The sequence below is a fragment of the Halolamina pelagica genome (genome assembly GCF_001307315.1).
Lineage (GTDB): Archaea > Halobacteriota > Halobacteria > Halobacteriales > Haloferacaceae > Halolamina > Halolamina pelagica_B.
In genome coordinates, this window is sequence record NZ_LGUC01000001.1 from 1,925,524 (window position 1) to 1,945,650 (window position 20,127).

Consider the following 20,127-nt stretch of genomic DNA (forward strand, 5'->3'; position numbering starts at 1 on the left):
GACGGCGGCCTACTCGATGTGGAACGTCGTCTCCGCCCGCAGGTTCTCGGCGCCGTGGACGGCGTCGATCCCGACGGTGAGAGTGTGCTCCCCCCGTTCGGCCTCGCGCCACTCGCGCTGGTCGATGCGGACACGGCCGGACCACGAGCGGCGGAACCGCTTGCGCTCACTGCGGCCGAAGCGGAAGAGGCTGCGCTCGTCGGGGTGGTTCGGCGACAGCTCCGAGCCCTCGGCGTTGCCGTCGATCGCCCACCGCCACGGTTTGGGCGTCTCCGTGACGATCGTGACCGGGAGCGGGAAGCGGTTGTAGAAGGTGACGCCGAAGTGGATCTCCTCGCCGGGGTCGTAGCGGTCCTTGGAGGTCTGCACGTCGACGGCGATCGCCCGCGAGCGCAAGAACTGCGGCACGAGCGCGTGGCTGACGTTGGTCCAGTTGACGTGGTTCCGACTGGCCCCCTCGTCGTTCTCGACGGGCGAGAACGGGTCCTCGTCGTCCCGGCGCAGCGCCTCCGAGTCGTAGACCCGACGCATACGCTGTCGAACGCGGGCGACGCGGAAAAAGGTCTCGTGAGCGGGGCCGTCAGTCGGCCGTGGACTCGGCGCCCGTGGAGTCGGCCGAGGAGCCGACCTCCTCCTCGATCTCCTCGTGGAACGGGCAGCCGATCCCGTGGGTCTCGCTCACTTCCTCGAGCTCCGGATGGTCGTCCCACTCCGAACACTCCTCGTGCGCGATCGGACACCGCGTGTGGAACTTACAGCCCGACGGCGGATTGATCGGGGAGGGGACCGTCCCCTCGAGGATGATCCGGTCGCCCTCCCACAGGGGGTCAGGCTCGGGGATCGCCGACAGCAGCGAGCGCGTGTAGGGGTGGTACGGCGGGGAGAAGATCTCCTCGGTCGTCCCGACCTCCACGATCTCGCCGAGATACATCACGGCGATGCGGTCGGCGATGTGTTCGACCACGCTCAGGTCGTGCGCGATGAACAGGTAGGAGAGGCCGAACTCCTCCTGCAGGTCCTCGAGCAGATTGAGGATCTGGGCCTGGACGCTCACGTCCAGCGCCGACACCGGCTCGTCACAGACGATGAACTCGGGGTCGACCGCGAGCGCGCGGGCGATCCCGATCCGCTGGCGCTGTCCCCCGAGAACTCGTGGGGGTAACGCGAGGCGTGGCTGGCCTGGAGGCCGACGGTCTCGAGCAGCTCCTCGACGCGCTCCTTGCGCTCCTGGCCGGAGGCCAGGCCGTGCACGTCGAGCGCCTCGCCGACGATGTCGCTCACCGTCAGACGCGGGTTCAGCGACGCGAACGGGTTCTGGAACACGAACTGGAGATCCTTCCGGTAGTCCCGGAGTTCGGCCGAGGAGAGCTCCGTCAGGTCCTGACCGTCGTAGTAGACGGAGCCGTCGGTCGGCTCCTCCAGTCCCAGCATCGTCCGACCGAGGGAGGACTTCCCGCAGCCGGACTCCCCGACCAGGCCGAGGGTCTCCCCCTCGGCGATCTCGAGGTCGACGCCGTCAACGGCTTTCACCGAGGACGGGTCGCCGATGATTCGATCGAGCAGCCCCTCGTCGGTCGAGTAGTGCTTCGTCAGCCCGTCGATCTCGATCAGTGGGTCGGCGCTCATACTGACTCACCTCCGTCGGCTGCGGCGTCCTCACGGATCTGCACGTCGAACTCGACGCCGTCCTGCAGGTCGCCCGTGTACTCGAGACACGCGGCGGTGTGGATGTCGGCGTCGGGCTCCTCGATCGGCTCGCCGGTCTCCGTGTCGACCAGCGGCGGTTCGTGTTGGATGCAGGCGTCCTCAGCGTACGGACACCGCGGGTGGAAGCTACAGCCCGAGGGGAGCTGGACGAGGTCCGGCATCGTCCCCGGGACGGTATCGAGCCGATCGCGGTCGTCGCCGATCCGCGGGATCGAACTCATCAGTCCCACCGTGTAGGGGTGTTTGGGGTCGTAGTACAGCTCCTCGACGGAGCTGCGCTCGACCGGTTTGCCGGCGTACATCACCATTACGCTGTCACACAGCTCGGCGACGACGCCGAGGTCGTGGGTGATCAGCTGGATCGCCACGTCCTCCTCGTCGGAGAGCTCCTTCAGCAGGTCGAGGATCTGCGCCTCGATCGTCACGTCCAGCGCCGTCGTCGGCTCGTCCGCCACGATGAGCGACGGGTCACAGGAGAGCGCGATGGCGATCACCGCGCGCTGCTGCATCCCGCCGGAGAACTCGTGGGGGTAGTCCGAGTAGCGCTCCTCGGCGTCGGGGATGCCGACGCGGTCGAGCATCTCGATCGCTCGCTCGCGGGCGGCCGCATCGCCCATGTCGAGGTGTTTCCGAACCGCTTCGGCGATCTGTTCCCCGACGGTGTAGACGGGGTTGAGCGCCGTGTGCGGGTCCTGGAAGATCATCGCGATCTCCGCCCCGCGCAGCTCCTGCATCGCCTCGTCGGGCGCGTCGAGCACGTCGACGTGGCCCGCCTCGACGTGGAGGCTGCCGTCGTGGAGGCTGGTCGCGACCTCCGTCGGCCGGTCGCGGACGGTCGCGCCCGGATCGCTCCCCACGCTGCCGGACTCCGCGCGGAGCTCGTCGACGTGGATGTAGCCCGAGCGGTTCTCGGTGGCGACGCCCTCCGGGAACTGCCGGGCGAGTTTCGCCACTGCGCTGGTCGAACGGAACGTCACGTCGCCGCCCTTGATCCGGCCGGGGTCGTCGATCAGCCGCATCAGCGAGAGGCTGGTGACCGACTTCCCCGCACCGGACTCGCCGACGACGGCGAAGCGCTCGCCGCGGTCGATCTGGTACGAGACGTCGTTGACCGCTTTGACCTCGCCCTCCTCCGTGTAGAAGGAGGTCTGGAGGTTGTCGACCGACAGCAGCGGTTCGTCGTTGGCGCTCATTCTCGCACCCCCGCACCGCCGCTGGTGTCACCCTGCGGGTCCACGGCGTCGCGGACGCCGTCACCCACGAGGTTGATCGAGAGCACGAACAGGAAGATCGCCAGCCCGGGGAACACCGTGATCCACCACTGGCCCTGGATCAGGCTACTGCGACCGCGGGCGAGCATGCTGCCCCACTCGGGGAGCCCGGTTCGAGCCCCAGCCCGAGGAAGCCAAGCGCCGCCGCGTTGAGCACGACGGTCCCGATACCGAGCGTCGCCTGCACGATCACGGGCGCCATCGCGTTGGGCACCACGTGCCGGAAGATGATCGAGCGGTCGCGTGCGCCCAACGCTTTCGCGGCGGTGACGTACTCGTTCTCCTTGACGGAGAGCACCTCACCGCGCAGCAGACGGGCGTAGCTGATCCAGACGACCAGCACCAGCGCCGTGATCATGTTCCAGAACCCCTGGCCCAGCACCGCGATCAGCGCGATGGCGAGCACGAGGAACGGGAACGCGTACAGGATGTCGACCAGGCGCATGATGACCTCGTCGATCCATCCGCCGTAGTAGCCCGCGAGGGCACCGAGCGGGACGCCGACCGAGAGCGCGATACTGACGGTGATCACGCCGATCGTGAGGCTGTATCGGCCACCGTACATCACACGCGAGAGGATGTCCTTCCCGGACCAGTCGGTCCCGAAGGGGTGGGTGGCCGTCGGCGCTTCGTTGAGCGCGGCGAAGTTCGAGTTCGTCGGATCGAACGGCGCCAGCGAGAACGGCTGGACCGTGATCCCCTCGATCACGATCGGCCGCGCGAAGATCGTGGTGAACAGCATCAGGGCGATGATCGACAGTCCCACCAGTGCGGTTCGGTTGCGCTTGAACCGCTCCCACGCGCGGGTCAGCCGGTCCCGGGAGACTGTGCTCTCGTCCTGTTGCCAGTCGAATCGCTCATCGCGGTCCTCGAACACGGAGGTGTCGAACCCGGTCACCCGGATTCGCCCGCGTTCAGTCGTCGTCGTTCGCTGTGATTCGTGAGACATGTGTCAGTATCGGATACGTGGATCGAGCCACGAGTAGAGCAGGTCCGCAACCAGATTGACGAACACGATAGTGACGGCGATCATCAGGACGATCGCCTGCAGTACCGGCAGGTCTCGCTGGGTGATCGCGTCGATGAGCAGTCGACCCACGCCGGGCCAGGAGAACACCTGCTCGACGACGACAGAGCCGTTGACGATGAACGCGACCTGGATCGCCGCCACCGTCACGACCGACACCATCGAGTTGCGCAGCACGTGCTTCACGATGACGGTGCGCTCGGAGAGCCCCTTGGCCTTCGCCGTGCGGACGTAGTCCTTGTTCAACTCCTCGACCATCGAGGAGCGGGTCAGTCGCATGATCAGCGCCGACGACGCCGTTCCGAGGGTGATCGCCGGCAAGATCACGAACTTCAACATCGCCGGGCTCAACACCGCTTTGTCCGGCGGGATGACCCTGAACAGGCCGAGCTGGACGCTGAACACCAGCAGGAGCATCAGGCCGAGCCAGAAGTTCGGCGTCGCGATCCCGATGAGGGCCGCGACGCGGCTGGCCTCGTCGACGGTGTTGCCGTTGTTGATGGCCGCGATCACGCCCAGCGGGATCCCGATCGAGATCGCGATCGCGAACCCCATGAACCCCAGCAGCAGCGTTTTCGGGAGCCGGGTCAGGATCGCTCCGGAGACGCTGCGATCGGAGATCAGCGAGTCGCCGAAGTCGAGCATCACCGCGTCCCGCAGCCACAGCCAGTACTGGATGTACACCGGCTCGTCCAGGTTGAACTGTGCGCGGAGCTGGTCACGCAGCCCGGGCGTCGTCTCCTGAAACTGCAGGATGTAGTCGACCGGCGAGCCGGGCAGCATCTTCGTAAGCGAAAACGTCAGTAGAGTTACACCAAACAGTACTGGTATCATCACCAGCAGCCGCTTGATTAGGTATCGTTGAAGAGACATGGAGGGGAGGTCGCTATTCTTCTGAGAGGTAGGTGAACGCGCCGTCGGCCGGCGAGAAGATCCCCTTGAACTCGCCACCGTTGATCGGGTAGGTACGGAAGCCTTTCACGGCGGTGTTGTCGTACACGTCGGTCTCCTCACCGAACCGGATGTACGTCATCGGCGCGTCCTCGGCGAGAATCTCGACGAGGTCCTTGTAGATCTGGTTCCGCTCTTCCAGGTCGTAGGTGTTCGTCCCGTCCTCGAGCAGCTGGTCCACTTCCTCGTTCTTGTAGTGGCCCATGTTGAAGCCGTTCGGCGTGAACTGCTCGCTGTCGACGAGGTCGCCGACGTACGCGTCGGGGTCCCAGCCGCCGGACCAGCCGACCGCGATGACCTCGTTGTTGCTGGCCGAGGACTCGCCGGCGATCTTGCCGACGTACGTGTTCCACTCGTACTGCTCGACGGACACGTCGAAGTAGTCCGTGCTGTTGAGGCTCTCGGCGATCAGCTGCACCCACTGGACACGCTGGGGGTTCTGGTTCGTGATGATCGTCGTCTCGAACGGGGCTTCGATACCGGCCTCGTCGAACCCTTCCTCGAGGAGCGTGCTGGCCTGCTCCTCGTCGTAGCCCATGTACTCCTCGCCCAGTCGGTCGTTGAGGTCCTGCCACTCCTCGGTATCGAACACTGCGGAGATCTGGGAGATGGCCATGTACGCCGGGACACCGAGCCCTTCGTACACCGCGTCGACGATCTCCTCACGCGGGACGAGCCGGGAGATGCCGCGTCGGACTTTCTTGTTCCCGTAGGGCTCCACTTCCGTCGGGAAGTACATCAGGTCGTAGCCGCCGGCGAGTCGGCGGTTGACCGTGTAGTCCTCGTTCTCCGCGAAGTCGCTCAGGCTCGGGGCGGGCGGCGTGTTGGCGAGGTGGATGTCGCCGCTCTCGAGCGCGGCCTGCTGTGCGGACTGCTCGGTAATCACGCGGTAGGTGATGTCCTTGATCGGCGGCGTCGACGGCACGCTGTCGTCGCCCTCGAACCAGTAGTCGTCGTTGCGCGTGATGCGGAACAGCTCGTCGGGCTGGTGCTCGACGAACTCGTAGGGGCCGGTCCCGACCGGGTTCTCGGTGATGTCGAGGTCGCCGGTTTCGACTTCCGCCGGAATGATCGGAATGGCCGAAATGTCGAACTTCAGCGGCGCGTAGTCGTTCTTGAGCGTGAACTCGATCGTGTAGTCGTCGATGATCTCCGAGGACTCGTACCACGAGAACACGTCGGTCGCGTTGACCTTCCCCTCGTAGCGCTCGAAGGTGACCTGAACGTCCTCCGCGGTGAGTTCGTTGCCGTTGTGGAACTTGACGCCCTCACGCAGCTCCGCCCGCCAGACGCCGTCACCCACTTCCTCGAAGGTGTGGGCAAGCGCGTTGTTGATGCTGCCGTCGAAGCCGACGGTGAGCAGCGTCTCGTAGGTCAGACCGAACGCCTTCACCGAGGTGGTGTCGGCGGCCTTGGCCGGGTCGAACTGCGCCACGTCGGCGCCGAAGGAAGCGATCAGCTCGCCGCCCTCCTGCGCGTTGTTCGGGTCGGCCGGCGTCGTCGTCCCACCGGGACGGGCGGGCGTCCCCTCCGTCTCCGTGCCGTCACCGCCCATGCAGCCGGCGAGCCCCGCGACCCCTGCGACCCCGAGGGACTTCACCAAACTACGTCGGTTTAGACTAAAGTGTCGTTCCGTGTCATCTGATCGCATGTGTGGTAGAGTGGCGGAGTCCGCACCGTATGAAGGTTTCGCTGGCGATTTCGTGTTTCGAACCGGAACATTGCTCCGAGATTCGGCGGTCTAACCCGGTGTAGACCATTATGATCAATCGTGATAGTCCGCTTTTAAACGAACGTGCCCAAATTCGGGGCGAGCTATAAGCCCTCGGGGAATCAACAAATCTGTGAGGCACGATGGCAAGCCACAAATCCGACGAGAGTACGTTTCAGTCCCTGTATCGAACCCACGTGGGCGACCCCGAAACCGACGACGAGGTCCGGGGGTACTGGCTGTTCGTGGTCGGAGTCGTCCTGGCCGTCGCCGGCGTCCTGTTGTTCCTGGCGAGCGAACCGCAGGGTGGGGTCAGACAGCTGTCGATCGTCATGGTCGGCGGCAGCATGCTCCTGCTGCTCGTCGGTCCGGTCCTCCGGCTGCCACTCAAACCACGGGCGACGACGCTCGTCTACGTCGGCGCGACGATCGCGACGATAGGGATCGTCTACTTCGTCGCGGTGTTCCCGGGTGGCTGGTCGCTCCGGAACGGGAACACCGCAGTGATCGGCATCTACGGCCTCGGACTGCTCGTCGCCGGTGCGGGTGGGGTGCTCGTGCCGCTACTGGCCGAACCCGAGTCGGCGACCCCCGAGTCGGCGACCGACCCCGGGGAGCTCCGGCGCGAGCTTGCGGCTCTGGACGACGTGCTGGAGGACACGGCCGCCGACGAGGCCGACCTCGCCGCCGAAATCGCCGACCTCAGGCGGGCAGTGGGGGCCTCGGACGATGCCGTCGCCACGCTGAGCCACGCAGTGACGGCGCTCTCGCAGGATCTCGCCGATGCCGAGACGGACCGGGACGAGCTCGCCGAACAGCTCTGGGGGCACCGAACGAGTCAGGCACGGTTCGAACTCTACGAGGACCGGGGCGGCGAGTTCCGCTGGCGGCTCCGCCACAGGAACGGCCAGATCGTCGCGACGAGCGGGGAGGGGTACACTCAGCGCCACAACGCCCAGAACGGGATCGAAAGCGTCCGAGACAACGCCCTGGGGGCGATGGTGCTCCGCATCGAGTCCGAGGCCGAACTCGCCGATGCGGGGGAGCGGTTCGAACCGGTCGAGGAGACCGAAAGCCAGACGGCGTTCGAGCTGTACGAGGACCGGGGCGGCGAGTTCCGCTGGCGGCTCCGCCACGACAACGGGAACGTCGTCGCCGACGCCGGCGAAGGCTACAGCCGCCGTCGCGACGCCCGCGCTGCGCTCGAGCGCGTCCAGACCCTCGCGGGCCCCGCGGAGTACCTCCGCATCGACCCGACCGGCTTCGAGATCTACCGCGACGCCGCCGAGGAGTGGCGCTGGCGGCTCGTCCACCGGAACGGGAACGTGCTCGCCGACGGCGGCGAAGGCTACAGTAGTCGCCGCGGCGCCCGCCGCGCCGTCGACCGGATCCGGGAGGGGATCGACGACCTGACGTTCGAGACCTACGAGGACGCGGCTGACGAGCACCGCTGGCGGCTCAGAGCGTCGAACGGTCAGCTGGTCGCCGACAGCGGTGAAGGCTACAGTCGGAAGTCGGGCGTCGACGACGCCGTCGAGCGGGTGCGAGCGTACGCGCCCGAAGCCGACGTGCTGAACGTCGGGTTCGCGGCGTTCGAGGTGTACGAAGACAACGCCGGCGAGTTCCGCTGGCGGCTCCGCCACCGCAACGGGCAGATCGTCGCCACCGGCAGCGAGGGGTATACAGAGCGCTCCAAGGCCGAGAACGCCGTCGACCGGTTCAAGCTGAACGCCCCGGGATCGGCGATCGAGGACCTCGACGAGGCGTCCGAAACGGCGTAGTCGGGGCTCGGTATTCGGGCCCTACTGCCGCCAGTACTCCGGGGTGAAACAGACAAGCAGCGGGAGGATCTCGAGTCGGCCGGCCCACATCAGGCCCACCATGAACAGCTTCGAACTGTTCGGGAACTGGAGATAGCCCCCATCGGCCCGAGCCGGTAGAACGCCGGCCCGACGTTGCCGAGCGTCGACGCCGCCCCGGAGATGACTTCGAGCACGGTGAAGTCGACGCCAGCACGTGTCGTATCGAGGAACAGGACGAACGACGCGAGGAAGAAGATCGCGATGTAAAACAGCGTGAACGAGAGGATGCCGCGGATCGCCCGTTCGTCGAGGCTGCTCCCGCCCAGCCGAACGGGGCGGACTGCCTCGGGGTGGGCGCTGGTGAACAGCTCCCGACGGATCACTTTGGCGACGACGATCCACCTGATGACTTTCACGCTCCCGCCGGTCGACCCCGCGGAGCCGCCGACGAACATCGCGAACAGCAGGGCGTACTGCGCCGGCGCGCCCCACACGTCGAAGTCCATGCTGGCGTACCCCGTCGTGGTGACGATGGACACTGCCTGGAACAGCGCGTGCCGCAGCGACGGCTCCAGACTCCCGGAGAGTGCCCGCGCGTACTCCTGCAGGTAGGCGGCGTCGAACGTCGCCCCCGCCGGAACGCCCGAGGTGAAGCCGCCAGTGAACAGCAGGCCGGTGATGACGGCCGTCAGCACCGCCATCGCCCCGAGATAGCCGCGGAACTCCGTGTCCTCGAACACGTTGCGTGGGGAGCCGGCGACGGCCTGCCAGACGAGCGCGAAGTTGGTGCCCGCGATCACCATGAAGGGGATGATCACCCACTGGACGGCGGCCGAGAACGCCTCGATCGAGCGGGCCTGCGGCGAGAACCCGCCGGTCGGCATCGTCGTCAGCCCGTGGGCGACGGCGTTGTACGCGTCCATGTTCGGCCCCGCCATCCCCGCCAGGTCGAGCCCGTACAGCAGCAGGATCTCGACGACGGTGATCACGAAGTACGCGCCCCAAAGCACGCGGGCGGTCTCGGCGATCTTGGGCGTCAGCTTCTCGATACCGGGGCCGGGCGCTTCAGCGTCCATCAGCTGCGCCCCGCCGACGGAGAGTTCGGGGAGGATCGCGACTGCCAGCACGACGATCCCCATCCCGCCCAACCACTGGGTGAGCTGGCGCCAGATCATCACGCCCCGGGTGTGGTCGGTGACGTTGATGCTTCCGAGCACGGTCGCACCGGTCGTCGTGAACCCGGACATCGCCTCGAACAGGGCGTTGGCGGGGTTGCCCAGCGTCGATCCGGGGTGGATCGGCTCTACCAGCAGCGGGATCCCGTGGGCCTCGATCAGGTACGGGATCGTCCCGACCAGCGCGACCGCAAGCCACGTCGTCGCGACCATCAGGAACCCCTCGCGGGCCCGGATATCCGGATCGTCGGTGAGCCGTTCGAGGCCGGCCCCGAGGAGGAACGTGACCGCGATCGCCGGGAGGAACGGTGCGAGCGTCTCGCCGTACGCCAGCGCGACCACGACCGGGACGAGCATCGGTACCGAGAGGTACTTCAGCACCGTCCCGACGAGGCTCAGGCTTGCACGATAGTCGACGCGTATCGACACAGTTGGGCGGAAGGTATCTCGTTCGACGCTTCAACCTACTGTTTTTCGTGTAGCTACAGTCGTGACGACACCTCGTCCGCGTGCTTGGCCTCGACGAACAGCACGACGTGATCGCCGGACTCGATCACGGTCTCCCCGCGCGGGACGACGTACTCCCCGCCCCGCGTGATCGCGCCGATCACCACGTCCGTCGGGAGCGACTGGATCGACTCCCGGATCGGGTCGCCCACGAGCGGGCTGTCGGCGGTGATCTCGATCTCCAGCACCTCCGCCCGGCCGTTCTCAATCAGCGCGACGTTCTCGGCGCCGCCGTCGCGGGTGAACCGGGTGATCTCCTCGGCGACGACCTCGCGGGGGTTGACCCCAACGTCGATTCCGACCGCCTCGAACAGGTCCACGTAGTCGGCCTGATCGATCACCGCGACGCTGCGCTCGGCGCCGACGCGCTTGGCCAGTAGCGACGCGAGCAGGTTCTTCTCGTCGGAGTCGAGCGCCGCGACGACGACCTCGGCGTCGCCGACGCGTTCGCGCTCGAGGAACTCGATGTCGGTGGCGTCGGTCTCCATCACCATCGTGTCCGGGAGCTTCTCGGCCAACCAGTGCGCCCGGTCTGGGTCCTGCTCGATCAGGCGTGCGGAGATACCCCGCTCGGAGAGCATCCGCGCGACGTGGTAGCCGATCTCGCTGCCGCCGATGATCACCACGTCGCCGGAAAGGGCGCCGTCCTCGGGCGCCACGTCGCCGGCAAACGAGCGAACGCTCCGCGGGGTGCCGATGACGACCAGCCGGTCGCCGGCCTGGATCTCGGTGCCGCCGGTGGGATCAGCATCTCCTCGTCCCGCACCAGCGCCGCGAACGTGAGTGAGTCGTACGTGTCGGCCGCCGCGACCGTCTGGCCCGCGATCGGCGATCCTGGGTCGACGTCGAACTCCGCCATCTCGACGCGCCCGTCGGCGAACAGGTCCGCGTCCCGTGCCGCCGGCAGGCCGACGACGCGCACGATCGACTCCGCGGCCTCCAGGTACGTACAGACCATGAAGTCGATGCCGAAGGCGGTCGTCGACCGGCGCCAGGTCTGGAGGTACTCGGTGTTCTTGACGCGGGCGATGGTGAACGCGTCCGAGACGGCTTTCACCGTCGAACAGATGACGATGTTCGTCTCGTCGTCGTCGGTCGAGGCGATCACCATGTCCGCGTCAGCTACGTCGATATCGTCGAGTACGGAGACGTTCGTCCCGTCACCTTCCACCGCGAGCACGTCGAGGCTGTAGTTGAGCTCCTCGACGCGGTCAGGGTCCTGCTCGACGATCACCACGTCGTGGGCGCCGCTCAGGTCGGCAGCGATACTCTCTCCGACCTGGCCGGCACCGACGATGATCACGCGCACGGGTATCACCGGGAACGACTAACCGACACCGTATCACCCTTTCTCTTCGGGCGGGAACGGGGCTCGTTCCGCGTTATCGCCCGTCCCGACGGTCAACTCGACCGATCGGTGCTTCCCTTCGAGGTCGGCGGCCGCCCGCTCGACGACGGTTTCGGCCTCCCGTTCGATCAGCGGCTTCACCTTCTCGATCACCCAGTCGAGCGACACCAGCCGCGGCAGATCGACGAGCCCCGAGTGAGCCGTTTCGGGGGCGTACTCCACCTCGAACCGGACTGCGGTCGCCGTCTCCGCCCAGTCGGGCGCGTTGTCGGGGAGGTCGCAGTCGGCGACCAGCCAGCGACCGCCCGCATCGAACTCACCCAGTACCTCCCACTCGATGCGCTCGTTCTCGATCAGTTCGGTCACCGCCGACCGCGCGGTGTACTCGAGTTTCCACCACGCGAACCGCAGCGCGTACCGCGCGTGCTCGTCCGGGGCAGCGTCGAGTTCGTCCACGCGCGCCAGGTACTCGGAGTAGTTCGCGTACCCCGGAAACTCCCGGAGAAACTCGTACACCTCATCGGCAGGGCGATAGACGACCGTGTCCACGACGAGGCGCTCCATGCCACAGCCACGCGGCCGGAGGCTCTTAGCGTCGTGGGTTCGGGCACTGACGGCGCTCCCGTGCGGGAGGTGTCACCCGGCTTCGGTGGGTTCTTCCGGACACCCAGTGTTTCGCTTCGTAATGAGTGCGGAAGAGGGGAGCGTCTTCGACGTGTATCGCGAACGCGTCGAGCGACCGCTCTATCGGCTGTTTATGGAGTACGGCCCCGGGCGACTGAAGTGGATGGTCGTCGGGATGATCGCCAACATCGTCGGGGGGGGCGAGCCTGCTCCCGCCGCTGGTGCTCGGGGTCGCCATCGACAGCGTGATCGACGGCGACTCGCCGTACACGCTCCCGCTGGTGCCGAACGCGTGGCTCCCGACCGCCGACGGCGCCCAGTTCTGGTTCTCGGTGCAGGTGATCGTCGCCGCGTTCGTCGTGACCGGCGTGTTCACGTGGATCTACGGCGTCGCCGCCAACAACTTCGCTCATCGCGTGATGCACGCCGTCCGGACGGACAGCTTCTCGACGATGCAGCGCCTGGACATGACCTTCTTCGACGACAAGCAGACCGGCGAGGTCATGTCCGTGCTGAACAACGACGCCAACAACCTGGAGAACTTCCTCGACAACGGCCTCCAGAACTCGGTGCGGCTCTCGGTGATGATCCTCGGGATCGCGTTCATCCTGTTCTCGCTCAACTGGCAGCTCGCGCTCGTGACGCTCGTCGCGGTGCCCGCGCTGTTCGGGCTGACGGTCTGGTTCATGAAGGCGGTCGAGCCGCGGTACGTCGACCGGCGGGCGAGCGTCGGCAACCTCAACACGCGCCTGGAGAACGCGCTCTCCGGCGTCGAACTGGTCAAAACCAGCGGCACCGAGTCCTACGAGACCGAGCGCGTCGAGGGCGCCTCCTGGCGCTACTTCCGGGACACGATGGCCGTGCTGCGGCTCAACTACGTCTACCGCCCGGGGATGGAGATGCTGGCCGGGCTCTCGTTCGCCGTGACGTTCATCGTCGGCGGCCTGTGGATCTTCCAGGGTGAGGCGCCGTGGATCCTCACCGGCGACCTCCGGACGGGGGAGTTCGTCACGTTCCTCTTCATGACCCAGCGGTTCGTCACGCCGCTGTCGCAGGTGTCGAACATCGTCGACCAGTACGAGAACGCCAAGGCCTCGAGCGAGCGCATCTTCGGGCTGATGGACATCCCCTCGATGATCACCGAGGCCGAGGACCCCGTGGCCCTCGACGATCCCGAGGGCCGCGTCGAGTACGACCACGTCGACTTCGGCTACATGGGGGTCGATGACGACGAACCCGAGGAGATGGTGCTGAACGACGTGAGCTTCGGGGCCGAACCCGGGGAGACCGTCGCCTTCGTCGGCCCCACGGGGGCGGGGAAGTCGACGCTGCTCAAGCTCCTGATGCGGCTGTACGATCCCGTCGACGGCGCGGTCCGCATCGACGGCCACGACGTTCGTGAGCTGTCGCTCGAGAGCCTGCGGTCGACGATCGGCTACGTCTCGCAGTCGACGTTCCTGTTCGACGGCACCGTCGCCGAGAACATCCGCTACGGCCGCTTCGACGCCGAACGCGAGGCGGTCGTCGACGCCGCGAAAGCCGCCGAGGCGCACGAGTTCATCGAGTCGCTGCCCCAAGGGTACGACACCCGGATCGGCGAGCGCGGCGTGAAGCTCTCGGGCGGCCAGCAGCAGCGGCTCTCGATCGCGCGGACGATCCTCCAGGACCCCGAGATCCTCGTGCTCGACGAGGCCACTAGCGCGGTCGACACCGAAACCGAGATGCTGATCCAGCGCAGCCTCGACCGACTGAGCGCGGACCGCACGACGTTCGTGATCGCCCACCGCCTCTCGACGGTTCGGGACGCCGACCGAATCCTCGTGCTCGAAAACGGCGAGATCGTCGAACGTGGCGATCACGACGAACTCATCGACGCCGACGGCCTCTACGCCAAGCTCTGGGGCGTTCAGGCCGGCGAGATCGACGACCTCCCCGAGGAGTTCGTCCAGCGCGCTCGCGAGCGCGCCGCCGAGCGAACGGACATGCTCGAAGACGTCGACGCGGCCGACGACTGACGGGCTCACAGGCTGGGGCCGCTACTGACGCCATCCCACTGCCCCACCGTTCTCGGTATCGTGGGCCGTATTAACCCAAACAGAGTGTTAGTTGAGAGACGTTTCTGAACGCTAACTACCACGAAGCCGGCGATATTGGACATCGCCGCCAACCAAAGAACTATTAGCAGACAGTCGAGGGATGAGAACGAACACCATGACAGATAACGACTCACGCGACCGAATCAGCCGCCGCCGATACCTCGAGACGATCGGCGTCACCGGAACGGGGGTCGCCCTCGCTGGCTGTACCTCCGGGTCGGGCACGCCGACGACCGAGGGGAGCGACACCGACAGCGAGTCGGGCGGCGGCTCCACTCCCTCCGCCGGCGGCACGTTCGTGATCGGGAGTTCGAGCAAGGCGTCGACGCTCGACCTCCACAAGGCGACGCGGCGGCCGGAGCAGACGATCCTCTCGGCGATCCACGAGCCGATGTTCCGGATCAACCCGGAGCTGGAGCCGGAGGCCCACCTCGCGTCGGACTGGTCGATGAACGACGACGCCACCGAGTACGTGTTCACCCTCGAGGAGGGGATCACCTTCCACAACGGCGACGAGCTCGACGCCGAGGAGGTCGTCTGGAGCTGGGAGCGGTTCGTCGAGAACTCCCCGCAGTCGTACCTCCTCTCGCCGGCGGACTCCTTCGAGGCGACCGGCGACTACGAGGTGACTGTCAGCTTCAATGACCCCTACCCCCTGCTGCCGCGCTATCTCACGAACCCCCTGACGGGCTTCGTCTCGCGGTCCGCGGTGGAGGACGCCGAGAACTACGGGCAGGACATCGCGGTCGGCACCGGCCCCTACACGTGGGAGAGCTGGGAGCGTGGCACCGCGATCACCGTCTCCCGGTACGAGGAGTACGACTGGGCGCCCGACTTCGTGTCGAACCAGGGTCCCGGCTACCCCGAGGAGTTCCGGTTCGAGCACCACCCCGAGGCGACGACGCTGCTGAACGAGCTCACCGACGGCGGCGTCCACGGCTCGTCGTACATCACGCTCACCGACACGGGCGAGGTCGAGAGTTCGAGCGACGCGAGCCTGGTCCGGAAGGAGTACACCCGGCCCGGGTTCCTCGCGATCAACACCCAGAAGGAACCGACAGACAACGTGAACGTCCGCCGGGCGATCAACCACGCGGTCAACAAGCAGCCGGTGATCGAGGCCGCACTCGGCGGCGAGGGGTACCCGATCTGGAGCATCGTGCCGGAGATCGCGGTCAACGGGCTCTCCGAGGACCGGGCCAAGGAGCTGGGCGAACAGTACAGCCAGAGCAAGGCCCGCGAACTGCTCGAACAGGAGGGCTGGACCAACTCCTCGGAGGGCGAGACCCGGACGAAAAACGGCGAGGAGCTGACCCTGACGTTCTACGCGTTCACCATCCCGCGGTACGCTCAGATGGGCGAGGTGATCGCGCCGATGCTCGGCGAGGTCGGCATCAACGCCGAACTCGAGGTGCTGGAGGCGGGGACGCTGTACAACAACCTCGAGTCCGGCAACCACCACATCACGACGATGGCCTACGGCGGCAACTGGGCCGTCAACGCGACCGAGCCGATCCTGCTCGGCGAGAACACCGCGACCGAGGGCGGCACCAACTACTCGCTGTGGCAGAACGACGAGTTCGACGAGCTACTGAACCGGGCGAAGACCAGCCCCGACGAGGCGACCCGCGAGGAGGCGATCACGGAGGCCCAGGAGCTGATCCTCGAGGAGGCGCCCGTGACGCCGATCTGTGCGTTCAACAAGATCTACGGCTACAAGAACGAGGTGGCCGGGATGGACAACTGGACCGAACACGACTGGTGGCCGGACCAGGAGTGGATGAACCGCCTCGAACTGGGCCTGTAACCGGCCTCCCTCCACATCCATGCTCAAGTACGTCGCTAGACGGCTACTCGTAACGATACCTGTCCTGATCGGGGTGACGATCGCGATCTCCCTGATCATCTATCTCGCCCCCGGCAACCCCGCACGCATCGCGCTAGGGATGAACGCCCAGCCCGAGGCGGTCCGGGAGCTCGAACGACAGATGGGGCTGAACCAACCGCCGTGGATCCGCTACCTCGAGTGGCTCTGGGGCGTCGTCAACCTCGAACTGGGGGAGTCAGTCCGCACCGGTCGGCCGGTGACGGCGATGATCGCCCGTCGACTCCCGCCGACGCTCGAGCTCGCGGTCGGCTCGATGTTCCTGACGCTGATCATCGCGCTCCCGCTGGGCGTCATCAGCGCCGTCAGGCAGTACTCGTGGGTCGACACCACGTCGATGCTGTTCGCCATCTTCTGGCTGTCGATGCCCTCGTTTTGGCTCGCGCTGATCCTCCTGCTCCTGTTCTCGGTGCAGTGGAACATGTTCCCGATATCGGGCAGGGGGACGCCGGTGTTGACGATGACGTGGCTCACCTCGCTGATCCTGCCGGCGGTGGCGACCGGGACCAGACGGGCCGGGTTACTCACGCGGATGACCCGCTCGTCGATGCTCGAGATCCTCAACGAGGACTACATCCGCACCGCCCGCGGGAAGGGGATCGGTGAGCGCGCGGTGATCTACACGCACGCGATGAAGAACGCGATGATCCCGATCATCACGCTGATCGGCCTCCAGATCCCGTTCATCTTCTCGGGCTCAGTCATCATCGAGACCGTGTTCTCCTGGCCCGGGATGGGGCGGCTGCTGGTCAACTCGGTGTTGCAGCGCGACTACCCGATCGTCCAGGGACTCGTGTTAGTGTACGCCGTGATCGTGATCCTCTCGAACCTGTTCGTGGACATCATGTACGGCTACTTCGATCCGCGCATCGAGTACGAGTAACAAATGACTACTGACACACTCAACGACACGACCGACGACGCGAGAACCGACGGCGGCACGGCGACAGTGACCGACGACGCCGGCCAGACAACTGACGCCGGCCCGGCGACGGGGCGCATCGCCCGATCGAAGATCGTCTTCATGCGGGTCATGCAGAACCGGTTTGCGGTGTTCGGCCTCGGGGTCGTCGTCCTGCTGCTTTTCACCGCGATCTTCGCGGACTTCATCGCGCCGTACGAGCCCGCCGCACAGAACTACGAGGCGCTCAAGGAGCCGCCGAGCCTCGACCACCCGTTCGGCACCGACCAGTACGGCCGTGACGTGTTCTCCCGGGTCGTGTACGGCTCGCGGTACGCCGTGTTCCTCGGCGTCGTCATCGTCGGCATCGAGATGGCCCTCGGCGTGACGCTGGGGCTGATCGCCGGCTACTACGGCGGCCTGATCGAGTCGACGATCATGCGGGTCGTCGACATCGCGCTGTCGATGCCCGCGCTCGTGCTCGCGCTGGCCATCGCCGGCATGCTGGGGGTGGGCTGTTCCCGCTCATCGTCGCGGTCAGCCTCGTGGGCTGGCGCGGGTTCGCCCGCCTGGTTCGCGGCGACGTAAAGAGCGTCATGGAGGAGGAGTACATCGACTCCGCGGAGGCCGCCGGGCTCAGCGACTTCCGGACCATCACCCGGTACGTCCTCCCCAACGCCGCCTCGAGCATCATCGTCTACGCCACGCTGACGATCCCGACGGTCATCCTCTGGAGCGCCGGCCTCTCCTTCCTCGGGATGGGCGTCCAGCCACCGAAGCCGGAGTGGGGCGCTATCCTCGCCGCCGGTCGCGGCGAGATCGACTCCGCGTGGTGGATCGCCACCTTCCCCGGGCTCGCCATCATGGTGACCGTGATCGGCTTCAACGGGCTCGGCGACGGCCTCAGAGACGCGCTCGACCCACGACAGGTCCGCTAACAATGTCCGAACAACGAACTCCGATGGAATCGACGCGACCCCGAACCGCCGACGAGCCGCTGCTGTCGATCGACGACCTCCAGGTCCACTTCCACACCGAGGAGGGGACCGTCGAGGCGCTCGACGGCGTCTCGCTGTCGATCGGTCGCGACGAAGTGCTCGGCGTCATCGGCGAGAGCGGCTGTGGCAAGTCAGTCACCGCGCTCTCGACGATGGGGCTGTTGCAGTCGCCGCCGGCGGAGATCGTCGGCGGCTCCATTACCTACGACGGCACCGAACTGCTCGACCTGACCGACGAGGAGCTCAACGAGATCCGGGGCGACGAGATCACGATGATCTACCAGGACCCGATGTCGTCGCTGAACCCGGTGTTGACCATCGGCCAGCAGGTGAAGGAGCCGCTGCTCGCCCACCGCGACGTGACCGACGAGGCGGCCCACGAGCGGGCCGTCGAGATGCTGGAGTCGGTGGGGCTCGCCGACGCCGAGCGGCTGATGACCGAGTATCCGGACGCGCTCTCCGGCGGGATGCGCCAGCGCGTCGTGATCGCGATGGCGCTCATCACCGAGCCGAAACTGCTGATCGCCGACGAGCCGACGACGGCGCTTGACGTGACGATCCAGGCCCAGATCATGGACCTGCTGACCGACCTCCGCGAGGAGTTCGAGATGAGCGTGCTGTTCATCAGTCACGACCTCGCCGTCATCTCGGAGATCGCCGACCGCATCGGCGTGATGTACGCGGGCAACGTCGTCGAGCAGTGCGAGATGCGGACGCTGTTCGAGTCGCCGCTGCATCCCTACACCCGGAAGCTCGCCGAGAGCATCCCCTCCATCGAGGACGAGGACGACCGGCTCCCCACGATCGAGGGGACGGTTCCGGAGCTGATCGATCCGCCCTCCGGCTGTCGGTTCGCGGGCCGGTGCCCGCAGTACATCGGCGAGGTGTGTGACACGGTCGAACCGCCGCTCGAGACGCCGTCGGCGATCGACGACGGCGACCAGAAGGTCGCCTGTCACCTCTACGACGACCAGCGCGAGGCGGGGCCGCCGTGGCCGGTCGGTGACGAGGCGCCGAGCGACACGGACGGCGGTGCCCGAACGGGGGTGGACGGCTCGTGAGCACCCAGCTCCCGGGCGTCGTCGACGACGTCGATCCCGACGACGGGCTGCTGGTCGCCGACGAGGTCCGGAAGTACTTCCCCGTCACCGGCGGCATCCTGCGGCGCCGGGTCGGTGACGTGAAAGCCGTCGACGGCGTGAGCTTCAGCATGGAGCGCGGCGAGACGCTGGGGCTCGTCGGCGAGTCCGGCTGCGGGAAGTCGACGCTCGGCAAGACGCTGGTCCAACTCCACGACGCGACCGACGGCGAGATCTACTTCGACGGCGAGGAGATCACCGACGCGTCGAAAGACCGGCTGCGCGAGCTCCGCCGCGACGTGCAGATCATCTTCCAGGATCCGGGGTCGTCGCTGAACCCGCGGATGACGGTCGCCGACCTCATCACCGAGCCGATGCGGGCCCTGACCGACTGGGACCGCGAGAAGCGCCAGGCTCGGCTCCAGGAGCTCATCGAGGAGGTCGACTTACAGGAGAACCACCTCAAGCGCGCCCCCCACGAGTTCTCCGGCGGCCAGCAGCAGCGCATCGCCATCGCGCGGGCGCTGTCGGTGAACCCGTCGCTGATCGTCGCCGACGAGCCCACGAGCGCGCTCGACGTGTCCGTGCAGGCGAAGATCCTGAACCTGATGGACGATCTGCAGGACACCTACGACCTCACGTACCTGTTCATCAGCCACGACCTGAGCGTCATCCGGCACATCTGCGACCGGGTGGCGGTGATGTACCTCGGCGAACTGGCCGAGGTGGCGCCGGCCGACGAACTGTTCGACAACCCGAAACACCCCTACACCCGCGCGCTGCTGTCGGGACTGCCACGGGCGTCGCCGGAGCCGATGACCGACCGGATCATCCTCGAGGGCGACGTGCCGAGCCCGGAGGACCCACCCTCCGGCTGCCGGTTCCACACGCGGTGTCAGGAGTACATCGGCGAGGTCTGCGAGACCGACGACCCGGAGCTTCGCGAACTGGCCGACAACCACGTCTGCGCCTGTCACCACTACACCGACTGAGCGGCCAGGCGGACGACGCCCACGGCGTCGGCCCTTCGTCCGTTCCGAACCGG

At 66.7% G+C, this 20,127-nt stretch carries 12 protein-coding genes and 5 pseudogenes; 8 read left to right on the forward strand and 9 right to left on the reverse strand.

Annotation, left to right across the window (positions count from 1 at the left end; genetic code table 11):
- Positions 1-9: 9 nt before the first annotated feature.
- From SY89_RS10015 to SY89_RS10040, 6 genes and pseudogenes are all read right to left on the reverse strand, one after another.
- Positions 10-531 (reverse strand): hypothetical protein, encoded by a 522-nt coding sequence (locus SY89_RS10015; RefSeq protein WP_054584111.1) that lies wholly within the window; start codon positions 529-531, stop codon positions 10-12.
- A 67-nt stretch (positions 532-598) separates the two neighbouring features.
- Positions 599-1,626: pseudogene (locus tag SY89_RS10020) on the reverse strand (ABC transporter ATP-binding protein); the annotation flags it as partial.
- Positions 1,623-2,900 carry an ABC transporter ATP-binding protein gene (locus SY89_RS10025; protein ID WP_054584112.1) on the reverse strand — a complete coding sequence of 426 codons (1,278 nt, stop codon included), beginning with the start codon at positions 2,898-2,900 and terminating at the stop codon, positions 1,623-1,625. The gene SY89_RS10025 and the pseudogene SY89_RS10020, both read right to left, overlap by 4 nt.
- A pseudogene (locus SY89_RS10030) lies at positions 2,897-3,927 on the reverse strand (ABC transporter permease). The gene SY89_RS10025 and the pseudogene SY89_RS10030 overlap by 4 nt, the downstream one beginning before the upstream one ends.
- 3 nt (positions 3,928-3,930) lie before the next feature.
- The gene (locus SY89_RS10035; RefSeq protein WP_054584113.1) at positions 3,931-4,878 is read right to left on the reverse strand and encodes an ABC transporter permease; all 948 of its coding nucleotides are present in this window, start codon (positions 4,876-4,878) and stop codon (positions 3,931-3,933) included.
- A gap of 13 nt (positions 4,879-4,891) precedes the next feature.
- Positions 4,892-6,556 carry an ABC transporter substrate-binding protein gene (locus tag SY89_RS10040; RefSeq protein WP_054584114.1) on the reverse strand — a complete coding sequence of 555 codons (1,665 nt, stop codon included), beginning with the start codon at positions 6,554-6,556 and terminating at the stop codon, positions 4,892-4,894.
- Positions 6,557-6,810: 254 nt separating this feature from the next.
- On the opposite strand from SY89_RS10040, the gene SY89_RS10045 reads away from it, so the two are divergent.
- The gene (locus tag SY89_RS10045; RefSeq protein ID WP_054584115.1) at positions 6,811-8,448 is read left to right on the forward strand and encodes a YegP family protein; all 1,638 of its coding nucleotides are present in this window, start codon (positions 6,811-6,813) and stop codon (positions 8,446-8,448) included.
- A gap of 21 nt (positions 8,449-8,469) precedes the next feature.
- Here the strand turns inward: SY89_RS10045 and SY89_RS10050 are convergent.
- The 3 genes and pseudogenes from SY89_RS10050 to SY89_RS10060 form a co-directional block, all read right to left on the reverse strand.
- Positions 8,470-10,073, reverse strand: a pseudogene (locus tag SY89_RS10050) (TrkH family potassium uptake protein).
- A 53-nt stretch (positions 10,074-10,126) separates the two neighbouring features.
- A pseudogene (gene trkA, locus SY89_RS10055) lies at positions 10,127-11,460 on the reverse strand (Trk system potassium transporter TrkA).
- Between the two features lie 33 nt (positions 11,461-11,493).
- On the reverse strand, positions 11,494-12,063 hold the full coding sequence (locus tag SY89_RS10060; protein ID WP_054584116.1) for an SRPBCC family protein: 570 nt from the start codon (positions 12,061-12,063) through the stop codon (positions 11,494-11,496).
- Positions 12,064-12,184: 121 nt separating this feature from the next.
- Between SY89_RS10060 and SY89_RS10065 the strand changes: the two are divergent.
- The 7 genes and pseudogenes from SY89_RS10065 (at position 12,185) to SY89_RS10090 (ending at position 20,074) form a co-directional block, all read left to right on the forward strand.
- Positions 12,185-14,138 (forward strand): annotated as a pseudogene (locus SY89_RS10065) (ABC transporter ATP-binding protein).
- 181 nt (positions 14,139-14,319) lie between these two features.
- On the forward strand, positions 14,320-16,026 hold the full coding sequence (locus SY89_RS10070; protein ID WP_239685592.1) for an ABC transporter substrate-binding protein: 1,707 nt from the start codon (positions 14,320-14,322) through the stop codon (positions 16,024-16,026).
- Positions 16,027-16,045: 19 nt separating this feature from the next.
- Entirely contained in the window at positions 16,046-16,987 is a 942-nt protein-coding gene (locus tag SY89_RS10075; RefSeq protein ID WP_054584117.1) for an ABC transporter permease, read from the forward strand.
- Between the two features lie 3 nt (positions 16,988-16,990).
- Positions 16,991-17,593 (forward strand): ABC transporter permease, encoded by a 603-nt coding sequence (locus tag SY89_RS18525; RefSeq protein ID WP_239685594.1) that lies wholly within the window; start codon positions 16,991-16,993, stop codon positions 17,591-17,593.
- Positions 17,551-17,943 (forward strand): ABC transporter permease, encoded by a 393-nt coding sequence (locus tag SY89_RS18530; RefSeq protein WP_239685595.1) that lies wholly within the window; start codon positions 17,551-17,553, stop codon positions 17,941-17,943. The genes SY89_RS18525 and SY89_RS18530 overlap by 43 nt, the downstream gene beginning before the upstream one ends.
- Before the next feature lie 23 nt (positions 17,944-17,966).
- On the forward strand, positions 17,967-19,064 hold the full coding sequence (locus SY89_RS10085) for an ABC transporter ATP-binding protein (RefSeq protein WP_054584118.1): 1,098 nt from the start codon (positions 17,967-17,969) through the stop codon (positions 19,062-19,064).
- Positions 19,061-20,074, forward strand: coding sequence for an ABC transporter ATP-binding protein (locus SY89_RS10090; RefSeq protein WP_054584119.1), 1,014 nt, complete (start codon positions 19,061-19,063; stop codon positions 20,072-20,074). Before SY89_RS10085 ends, SY89_RS10090 begins: the two co-directional genes overlap by 4 nt.
- The last annotated feature ends 53 nt before the right edge of the window (positions 20,075-20,127 follow it).

Excerpts from the sequence above, each read along its gene's own strand:
- SY89_RS10045 (WP_054584115.1), top strand. The coding sequence starts at position 6,811 with ATGGCAAGCCACAAATCCGACGAGAGTACGTTTCAGTCCCTGTATCGA.
- SY89_RS18525 (WP_239685594.1), top strand. The coding sequence starts at position 16,991 with ATGACTACTGACACACTCAACGACACGACCGACGACGCGAGAACCGAC.
- SY89_RS10075 (WP_054584117.1), top strand. The coding sequence starts at position 16,046 with ATGCTCAAGTACGTCGCTAGACGGCTACTCGTAACGATACCTGTCCTG.
- SY89_RS10085 (WP_054584118.1), top strand. The coding sequence starts at position 17,967 with ATGGAATCGACGCGACCCCGAACCGCCGACGAGCCGCTGCTGTCGATC.
- SY89_RS10070 (WP_239685592.1), top strand. The coding sequence starts at position 14,320 with ATGAGAACGAACACCATGACAGATAACGACTCACGCGACCGAATCAGC.
- SY89_RS10015 (WP_054584111.1), bottom strand. The coding sequence starts at position 531 with ATGCGTCGGGTCTACGACTCGGAGGCGCTGCGCCGGGACGACGAGGAC.
- SY89_RS10035 (WP_054584113.1), bottom strand. The coding sequence starts at position 4,878 with ATGTCTCTTCAACGATACCTAATCAAGCGGCTGCTGGTGATGATACCA.
- SY89_RS10060 (WP_054584116.1), bottom strand. The coding sequence starts at position 12,063 with ATGGAGCGCCTCGTCGTGGACACGGTCGTCTATCGCCCTGCCGATGAG.
- SY89_RS10025 (WP_054584112.1), bottom strand. The coding sequence starts at position 2,900 with ATGAGCGCCAACGACGAACCGCTGCTGTCGGTCGACAACCTCCAGACC.